Origin of the sequence: Pseudoalteromonas sp. NZS100_1 (assembly GCF_015864285.1) — a bacterium.
Taxonomy (GTDB): domain Bacteria; phylum Pseudomonadota; class Gammaproteobacteria; order Enterobacterales; family Alteromonadaceae; genus Pseudoalteromonas; species Pseudoalteromonas arctica.
In genome coordinates this window covers 1-2224 of sequence record NZ_JADYXN010000070.1, presented here as the reverse complement: position 1 = coordinate 2224, position 2224 = coordinate 1, and the positions used below count along the sequence as shown (strand labels likewise).

General features: G+C 36.4%; 3 protein-coding genes. All 3 read left to right on the top strand.

Annotated features, from left to right (window positions below; all coding sequences use genetic code 11):
* Window positions 1–129 precede the first annotated feature (129 nt).
* Window positions 130–444, top strand: coding sequence for a hypothetical protein (locus tag I6F66_RS20485; protein WP_197209659.1), 315 nt, complete (start codon window positions 130–132; stop codon window positions 442–444).
* Entirely contained in the window at window positions 437–1504 is a 1068-nt protein-coding gene (locus I6F66_RS20480; RefSeq protein ID WP_197209658.1) for a hypothetical protein, read from the top strand. Before I6F66_RS20485 ends, I6F66_RS20480 begins: the two co-directional genes overlap by 8 nt.
* A 235-nt stretch (window positions 1505–1739) precedes the next feature.
* A partial coding sequence (locus I6F66_RS20475) for a transposase (protein WP_197209657.1) occupies window positions 1740–2224 on the top strand: 485 nt, incomplete at its 3' end.

The following is a 2224-nucleotide window of genomic DNA, read 5'->3' as shown; positions in this document are numbered from 1 at the left end:
GTAAGTTTTTAACATAAAAAGTAGATTTTATGGCACAGTTTAGCTTGCACAATTAGAGTGGCTGTCTAGTTTAATTCGCCATTAACCATTGATATAGACACACCAAACTTTGCGTTAGGGCAATCAGAGGTGTTTGTTCAAGTTTACCAAATTGAAGATGAGGGAATTTTGCATTTTGAGCAGGAGTTTCGTCATGGCCATAAAAATTGGCAGGTTATCCAAAAAGAAAACACTGAATCAGGGGCTATTACTGGGTTTAAATATACCATACCAGTATTATCAATGTGGCCATTAAACTTTGAGGTTGATTGGAAAGTAAAAGTGCAGTATCGGTTAGATAAAAATGTGACCTTGCCTTATGTGGATGTTGATGAGCGCAATGATTGGGAAGATGGAGAAATACCAGACAAGGCCTGGACAATAAAGGAAATCGAATATGCTTGAACAATATGCTGACACAGCTTACAGAGGCAAGCAAGATACAAAGTATAGAGATGGAATAGCGACTGATGAGCGTGACTCTATGTATTGCCGTTACCAAAGTAAGCAAGCGTTATTTCCTAGAGGTGATGTGTTTGGGCACTGCTTTGATAACTCTCAAAGATTAGAATATAAATTGAATATAAGTGGTGCAGCAAACCAGCATCGAAGTATTCTTAGTCAAAATGAGAGCCGATTGGAATTACCTTTGGCTTCTAACCCTGTAAGTCTCATAGACACTTTAACTTTCGCTTGGGGGATATTCCACATATCAATACTGTTTCTTTTGCTAGCTTTTCCTATTACTAGTTTTTTGCTTGGAGATATTGCTGAAGCATTTGATAGTTACACTGTGTTGTTATCTGTTTGGTGTTTTTCAAAAATTTCAAACTGGGTAATATGGCCATATTTTAGATCTAATTTTAAATTAGCAGTTATTTTCGAACGTAAAACAGGTGTAGTTAAAGTACCCAAAAGCGATGCAAAGAGCTTTGCTTATTTAAGCTTTGAAGAATTTAATGCTCACTACAAAGCTACACATAATCCCAAAAGTGGATTTCCACATAGAGGGCTTACGCTTCTTCATTATAAAGAAGATCAGCGTTATGATGTTGCTTACAACAATGAGATAGCTTGCAGTTTTCAACATTGGGAATTATTACAAAACTTTATGGATGTTACTCAGCCATTAGCAGACATCCCACAATTTGAATATTACCGAGAGTTTGATAAAACCACTGCTGAATTTGATAAAGCCAATGGTCGCCCTAAGTACTTTTGGTATCGCGTTGATAAGTCATTTTTAAAGAAAATGAATCAAGCTGATGATGAGCTTAGAAAAGAATTTAATGATGAAGAGCAGCTTGATAACTTATTGGCGGGAAAACCTATTAAAAAGCTAACACCGCCAGATATTTTTAAATTTCCATGGAAATACACAGATAACATTAAGCCCGAGAGTGAAATTAAGTTTGGGAAAACCTTGTGGCAGAAATTCACTTCATTTTTGATGGTTGATTTGTAAGCTGTTGAAAAAATTAAATACAGCTTTCTATTTTTCATGAAGAACCAGGGTTTTAAATCGGTTAACTAACCGTAGTTCTTTAACAATCATAAAAGGAAGTTAAACCTAGGCAGCATTAGTGCTGCCTAGGTTATTTAGTGAAAAAGCGAATTAACAAGACACTCATCCTAAATTTTGCACTTTTCGAAGTTAGAGGCTAGCCTTTGTTTAGTGCAAAAAACAAGCAGGGTGTCACATGGCAATTGCAAGAAAGCGTCAAGTAAGTTTGGTTGATACGAAATATTATCATTGTATTTCACGGTGTGTTCGACGTGCCTTTCTGTGTGGTGAAGACCACTTTACGGGTAAGTCTTACGAACATCGACGAGGCTGGGTTGAAGATAAGCTACTTGAATTAGCGAAGGTATTTTGTATTGATGTGTGTGCTTATGCCGTAATGAGTAACCATACACATTTAGTACTGTATGTTGATGATAAAAAAGCCAATAGACTGAATGACAAAGCCATTGTTATTCGTTGGCATAAGCTTTGTAAAGGTACATTGATTACACAAAAATACATCCAAGGCGAAAAGCTAAGCAAAATAGAGCTCATATTTTTTAATCAAACAGTAAAGGAATATCGAGAGCGCCTATCAAGTATTAGCTGGTTTATGCGCTTATTAAATGAAGGTATTGCGCGCAGAGCGAACAAAGAAGATAACTGCACAGGACGGTTCTG